5 protein-coding genes and 1 pseudogene are annotated in these 6519 nt (G+C 68.5%); 4 read left to right on the top strand and 2 right to left on the bottom strand.

Translation table 11 applies throughout. From position 1 onward, the window contains the following. Window positions 1–388: 388 nt before the first annotated feature. Window positions 389–595: pseudogene (locus tag JL475_RS40910) on the top strand (IS701 family transposase); the annotation flags it as partial. Window positions 596–819: 224 nt separating this feature from the next. On the opposite strand, the gene JL475_RS37665 reads toward JL475_RS40910, so the two are convergent. Continuing rightward, window positions 820–1635 (bottom strand): hypothetical protein, encoded by an 816-nt coding sequence (locus JL475_RS37665; protein WP_202282716.1) that lies wholly within the window; start codon window positions 1633–1635, stop codon window positions 820–822. Window positions 1636–1833: 198 nt separating this feature from the next. Here JL475_RS37665 and JL475_RS37660 point away from each other — a divergent pair, with 198 nt between their 5' ends. From JL475_RS37660 to JL475_RS37650, 3 genes are all read left to right on the top strand, one after another. Next, window positions 1834–2037, top strand: a complete 204-nt coding sequence (locus JL475_RS37660; protein WP_202282715.1) for a hypothetical protein — start codon at window positions 1834–1836, stop codon at window positions 2035–2037. Between the two features lie 882 nt (window positions 2038–2919). Then, window positions 2920–4179: a DUF6236 family protein gene (locus tag JL475_RS37655; RefSeq protein WP_202282714.1), complete on the top strand. Its 1260-nt coding sequence runs from the start codon at window positions 2920–2922 to the stop codon at window positions 4177–4179. 640 nt (window positions 4180–4819) lie between these two features. Then, window positions 4820–5365 (top strand): hypothetical protein, encoded by a 546-nt coding sequence (locus tag JL475_RS37650; protein ID WP_202282713.1) that lies wholly within the window; start codon window positions 4820–4822, stop codon window positions 5363–5365. Here the strand turns inward: JL475_RS37650 and JL475_RS37645 are convergent. Beyond that, the gene (locus tag JL475_RS37645; RefSeq protein ID WP_307825317.1) at window positions 5322–6239 is read right to left on the bottom strand and encodes an IS5 family transposase; all 918 of its coding nucleotides are present in this window, start codon (window positions 6237–6239) and stop codon (window positions 5322–5324) included. The genes JL475_RS37650 and JL475_RS37645 overlap by 44 nt on opposite strands. Window positions 6240–6519: the final 280 nt, after the last annotated feature.

Below are 6519 nucleotides of genomic sequence, written 5' to 3'. Positions count from 1 at the left end.
CGCCGAACCCAACCAACCAACTGATCAGCCCAGCTCAACGCCCCGGATGCCGATCAGAAAGAACGAACCGCGACACTGGGCGCGCAGGCGCCCCAGCATCACCGTCGACCAGGTCGCCGCGGATCACCGCTACCGGGCCCGCAGGTTCGTCTACCGCGCCCGGACAGCTGATCACCCCGCCCGGTCCGGCTGGTTCGTCGCCATCCCCGTGCACATTGCCGGGATCATCGAGCGCGAGCACGTCGCAGCCACCGCCGACCGGCTCCTGCCCCGGCGCACCCTGCTGGTCCAGTGGAAGCGCAAGCGCGGCGGGAACGTCTTTCGTTCCTGGATCACCGACCTGCCGGCGGACACCCCGCTCGCGGTGCTGGTCAGGCACGCCACGAGTCGCTGGTGCATCGAGACCGACTACCGCGAGATGGAACAGGCCCTCGGCCTGGGAGACTACGAGGGCCGGACCTACCGAGGTTTCCACCACCACGTGGCACTGGTCTCCGCAGCCCACCTCTTCTGCCTGGAGCATCACCTGAACCCAAAAGACGAGGGCACGGCCTCAGCCTCTACAAGATCGTATTTCTGCTCCAGATCGCGCTGATCGGCTCCCTGCGACGCTGCCCCGCCTGCCACCGCGCGTCTGATGACCTCACCAGCCTCGATCGAGGACCATGACCAAGCTCTGTTACAGGGGATTGACACGGTGCGCTTCCCCTGCTCAGCGCCGCGTTGAGTCCGCGGACTGCGCTGAGGGTAGTTAGATCTTCACGGATCCGACAGCCTGGCTTCCCGGCCGGGGCACGGCCTCTTGCGGTTGTCCTCGCCTCAGGCGCCCCCTGTCGCGGGCGGTGCACCTTCCGCTCTCTGCAGGGGGACGTGGGTGCCGTCGGCTCGGATGCTCGCAACGAGCTTTTCGAGTTCAGCCAGAATGTCCCCGCTGAGCAGCGAAGGGTCCGTCTCAAGCATCAACGCAATTTGCTCCCCAATGCGCTGGGGCGTGAGGTCGCCTGTCGCCTCCACCTCTATCGGGCCGTTATCTCCCTCGTCCACGATCCTGGCGTTGCGCAGCAGCCGTAGCTGCCCATCGCTGTAGATCCTGGCCGCCACCGCCGCAGCGAACCGCTGTCGCGCCTCTGCGCCGCTCATGGTCTTTCGCCGATCGCGTGAAACGGTGACGGCGTTCTGCTGGTCTCCCGCCGCGTCTGCACGGCGGTCGCTGGCGCGGCTTCGCACGCTGGCCCACTTGGTCTTCACGGACGGGAGCGCCTGGCCGTTCCACTTCGTCTTCATTGCCGGAAGAGCTTGTTCAGACCACCACTTCCTGACGTGGGGCGCGGCTTTCTCTGCCACTTTGAGACCGATCTGGAAGACGACCTCGGCGAGGAACTCCGCGTTCTCTCGACGCTCCTGCTCCCGAGCCTCCGAAGCGTTCCGGTCGGAGTCGGGCCAACCGTGCGGGCACGCCGCCACCAGCTCCGGCTCGTGCTCCTCCTTCAAGAAGATCTCGGCATGCCCCAGCTCGTTGTCGGGGTCACGTGTCATGCCGCGACGAGCGCCTGCGGTCTTGCTCGACTGCAGGAGACGCGCCCCCTTCGGGACTCTGACGATGGCCTCGTGCTCGTCGTACTCGCTGCTGTCCATGCCCCACCTTCGGCTTGTGATCACCGCCCCGCACATCCCGGGAGCGAGCCGCCGATACTGTACGCCCGGCCGTGTACGGGACTTCATCGGGGAATCTCTGCATTGCCCAGCTCTGCGAGCAGCGTGCGGTGCAGGATGTGGGGCAGGCATGGGCGGAAGAGAACCACTGCCGTCATCTGCTGTCTCGTGCTCGTCGGCGTGACGATCGCCGCCTGGATCCTGTTCGATCTGGACACTGCGGGACAGGTGGCAAGCGTCATCGGCCGTGTCACCGGAATCGCCGGGCTGGCCCTCGCCCTCTTGCAGCCCGGCAGCGGCGGAACGGGCCACGCGTACGGGCCGTGCCGTATCCACCGGCCGCGGCAGGTCGAGCACCGGCGTCGCCTCACGCGGCGCGGGTGAGGCCACGGGCACCGGCGATGCCAGGAGCGGCGTAGGCACGCGAACACCGTTGCCACTGACGGCTTTTGAAGAGATGCACTCTTGAAGACACCCTTTCGGGGGCCGCATTCGTGGAGCGGAGAAAGCGGCCGCGCCACGCACACCGGCTCCGCACGTGCCGGTGCCGGCATCGCCAGTACCGGCATCCTCCTCATCAGCAAGGCGTTCCTGTCGGCGGGTGGCCCCGGTCCGGGCACCGGGGAGTCCCGGCTGCGTGAAGCCGTCGAGGCCCTGGCCCGGCACGCGGAGCGGGAGGGCAGGAAGCAAGAGGAACTGCGGGGCGTTTGGAATCCGCCCCCGATCCAGCTGCGTTTCACGGCTGTGCCCGGTGATCTCGTGGCTCAACGAGCGAATATTCTCGGCGTCGATCTTGACGAGACCGACTGCACGTCTCTGGACCTGGACGGACAGCTCGACGACATCGAGACCGCGTACCACCATGCCTGGCGATGCCCGCAAGGACCGAGTGGGCCGGAAGGAACGCGTCATTCGGCGGGTTGCAGGCGGAACGGGATCTCGCGGTGCCGATCACAGGTCGGGAAACTGCTCACCTGGTGTGTATCCCGTCAAGACTCCCCAGATACACGCCGCGTCCCTGTCGCGCCGAAAACAATCAACTGCACGACAGGGCCGGTGCTCGCGGGGCCGCAGGGCCCTGCGGCCCCGTTTGCCCGTGGTTACTCTTCGCACCGTTCGCGGCAGTCCTGCCCCATCTCGTGGCCGTCCCCGCCGGGCGGGCAGCCGACCGGATCACCTCGCCAGCCTGGTCCGGCCTACGGCGGCGGAATCCACTACGGTGTCCCGGCAGGACTGCCGAGGGGGCGGTCGCCGTCAGGAGTCGTCATGCTGCCGCAGGTGGGTCTGTACTACCCGTTCATCCATTTCCGCGATGAGCGGTGGCTGAAGACCGCCGCGCTCTACTGGCGGGAACTGGCGCGCGTTGTCCCCGAGGGCTACCGGCTGTCGGACTCACGGACCGCACGGGTCCTGTGTGAAGAGCTGGACTTCGTCCAGCCGGTGGATCCGGCGCAGCCGGCCCAGCAGGTGGAGTCCCTGTTCCTGGAGGTCCTCACCCAGCACGCGCAGGCACTGCGCGCGGCGGGGTACGACATATCTTCCGAGCGCGGCGTCTGGAACCACCGGGGGGAGCGACGCTTCGAGCCGACGCCTCCGCTCCTGTCCGCGAGCAGAACGACGCACACCCGTAGCCGCATGCCTGTCCGCGAGGGTGTCGCGTTCTGCTACCGGGAGGAGTTCACCCCAAGACTGCGCGAGGCTCTGACGGACTGCGGGCTGGCAGCCGATGCGCGGCACGCACCCGAATTCCACAACCGGCTCTCCCTGGTCCGGGGACGCTGGATGGCGTTGGACGCGCGGCTCGCCTGGATCTACAAGTGTGCGTTCGTGGAGGTGCTGGCCCGGCACGGCCGCTACACGCCCACGACGGACCAGCCCGATGCCCACTTGGCGTCGGACGGGTGGGATGCCGAACGGGTCGCCCAGAGTCTGCTCGGTGGCGAGGGCACGGCTGCGGCGGCCCGGTCGGACGGTTTGACCGACGCGGTCGGGATGCTGGCAGTCCGCCTGGCCGTGCCCGCCCGGCTGGACCACGTACCGGTCGAAAAGATCATCAGGCTGCGCAAGGACCACCGCGAGGAGTTCGCCGCGTTCAGTGCCGCCGTGACGCAGACCGTGGACGAACTGCGCCAGGAACTGGCCGGGCAAGTGCTGGAGGAGGCACAGGCCCGTGACGTGAGACTGGCGGTCGAGAAGCGATTCGATCTTCCCCTGAAGGGCCTGCACGACGCGATGAAGGCACAGGGCATCGGCACGGTGTACGGGCTGGCCAACGTGAAGTTCGAAGTGCCCGCCATGATGGCGGTGCTCAGCGGGGCCGCTGGCAACCTTCTCCATCAGCCTGTCGCGGGGACAGCCACCGCGGGTGCAGCGGCCGGTGCGGTACTCGGTTTCATGAACGTCCGCCGCGCCCACCAGCAGCAGATCAAGGACCTCAAGGCCGAGAATCCCGCCGCCTATCTGCTGTCGGTGCAGCGCGGCCTGAAACCGCACTCCCTCCTGCGCAAACTCGCCCGGCTCGCCTGATCCGCCAGAAGCAGTGGGCCGCCTCCTTGCAAAAGTCTGACTGCGCCGGCCGGGCGGCTGGGGACGTCTTTGCCGTGTGGCAGCCGGTAGACCGGACAGCCGACGAATGCGGAGACTGACAAGACGTGTCTTCCCACGATTCTCGCGGGACACAGCCGACGCGCATGGCATGTGGGCTGAACGCTGGCTGCGGCCTGCCCGCCGAGGCGGGGCCACGCGTTACTCGTCTCCCAGGACCTGAGAGGCGGGGCCTGTGCTCGCCCGCGCCGCCCGTCCGGCAGCTGGGCGTGCACTAGCCATGGCAGGTCTGCCTCGGCTCCCGTGACCGGTACACCCTTAGCCAGGTTGTAGGGGCGGCGGGTGTAGCGCGGGGCGATGAGTTTGCCCTCGTCATCGATGAGACGGTCGCCCTCCAGGAACAGGTCGGGGCCTGTGTGCGTTGAGCTCGCCCGAGCCGTCGTCGTCGAGGAGGACGTCGAAGGAAGGTCCGCACGGGCCGCAAGCCTGCAGCGGAGCCGAGGACGGTCAGACGCTGTTGTCTTTCCGGACTTGAGGACTGCGTTTCCGCTGGTCGAGCGTAATGTCGGCGGCCTCGTGGGAGTAGTGGCCTGTCGTGCTGTCGCTGCCAGGGAGGTCGTGGATGCCTTCGGTGGTTGGGCTGTTGGAACAGCGTGAGCTGGATGCTCGCCGTCGCGTGGACGAACTGCGGGAGGAGGCCGACCGTATCCAGGCCGCGCTGGCCGTGGCCGAACGGGAATGGCAGGAGTGGGCCATCGCCCGCTCGCGGGTCGGCGAGGTGCTGGCCCCGGCGGATGAGACCGGGCAGGACCCCGCGGCGGCCGACCGGACCGCGTCGGCCGCCGGGGAGCAGACCGGAAGGACGCCGCCGGAGGCGGCGAAGGCGAAGTCGCAGGTGCCGGTGTGGCACGAGGGGCTGGCCTGGTCGGTGCTGTCGGTGGACTACCAGCGCATCCTGCGGGTCCTGGCGGACCGGGCCCGGCTCGGGCAGGGCCCGCTGACCTGCCAGGAGATGGCGGCCGCCTTCGGCATGGACGTGGTGCCGGCGCGGGTGGAGGCACTGCGGTCGAAGGCGAAACGCCTGGTCGCCCGCGGCTGGCTGGCCGAGCAGCAGCCGGGCCGGTTCACGCTCGCCCGCGGTGTGGCCGGGCCAGGCGGCGGGTCATGACCATGGTCATCGACCAGTAGACCATCGCCTCGGCGCTGCTGGTGGATCGCTCGACGTCGCGGACCAGGCGGCGGCTGCGCATCAGGTGAGCGAAACACCGCTCGACGATCCACCGTTTGGGCAGCACCACGAAGCCGCGCAGGTCGTCGCTGCGCTTGACGATCGCCAGCACCAGGGCGAACGCGGCCAGGCAGTGCTCGATGAGGCTGCCGGTGTAGCCGCCGTCGGCCCACACCAGCTCCAGCCGGTGGTGCGCGGCGGCCACCCGCGCCAGCAGCACCTGGGCGGCGGCGCGGTCGCCGATATCCGCGGCGGTGACCATCACGCCCAGCAGCAGGCCGAGGGTGTCGACCACGACGTGCCGCTTACGCCCGTTGACCAGTTTGCCGCCGTCGAAGCCGCGGCTGTCGGCACCGACCACGGCGTCCGCCTTGACGGACTGCGAATCGATCACCCCGGCCGTCGGCTCCGCGTCCCGGCCCAGCCTCGTCCGGACCTGCGCGCGCAGCCGGTCGTGGAACTCCTGGACCAGCGCATGATCGCGCCAGCGGCGGAAGAACGCGTACACCCGGTCCCACGGCGGGAAGTCGGCAGGCACCGCCCGCCACTTGATCCCGTTGTCCACGAGATACCGGACCGCGTCCAGTATCTGCCGGTGGCAATACGCCTCCGGTTGTCCGCCGCGGCCGCGCAGCCAGCCCGGCGTCGGCAGCAACGGGCGGACGACGGCCCATTCCTCGTCCGTCATATCGGTCGGGTACCGGCGCTCACGCATCGGATGGTCGGCGGCGTTCCCGAACTGGTGGGCCAGACAGTCACACTCCCGGGTGACCGCGTTGGACTGCCCGGGCATCGGCACGGAAGACTGCGGCACCGGGGCCTCCTGCTGCTCGGTGATTAGACACCAACGAGCTGTTCAGGAGGCCCTGCTTGTATGCGCCGAGCAGGGCGCGACCACCCAATCGAGACTCCCGTTCGATCGACAAACCCCAAGATCGGTACGACAACAGCCACTCAGCTTGTTCTTTATGGTCCGGGCTCGAACACCGGGTAGGACACCGTCACTCACCTGGGCATTCGCCGGACAGGCGGACGGCCTCCGCATGAGCATGCGTTCTGTCACCGAACCACACTCATACGAAGGCCGCAGGGGT

This window comes from Streptomyces sp. M2CJ-2 (assembly GCF_016757295.1).
GTDB lineage: Bacteria > Actinomycetota > Actinomycetes > Streptomycetales > Streptomycetaceae > Streptomyces.
Note: the sequence above shows the minus strand (reverse complement) of the source record. Positions and strands in the feature narration are given on the sequence as shown.

Excerpts from the sequence above, each read along its gene's own strand:
- JL475_RS37655 (WP_202282714.1), top strand. The coding sequence starts at position 2,920 with ATGCTGCCGCAGGTGGGTCTGTACTACCCGTTCATCCATTTCCGCGAT.
- JL475_RS37650 (WP_202282713.1), top strand. The coding sequence starts at position 4,820 with ATGCCTTCGGTGGTTGGGCTGTTGGAACAGCGTGAGCTGGATGCTCGC.
- JL475_RS37665 (WP_202282716.1), bottom strand. The coding sequence starts at position 1,635 with ATGGACAGCAGCGAGTACGACGAGCACGAGGCCATCGTCAGAGTCCCG.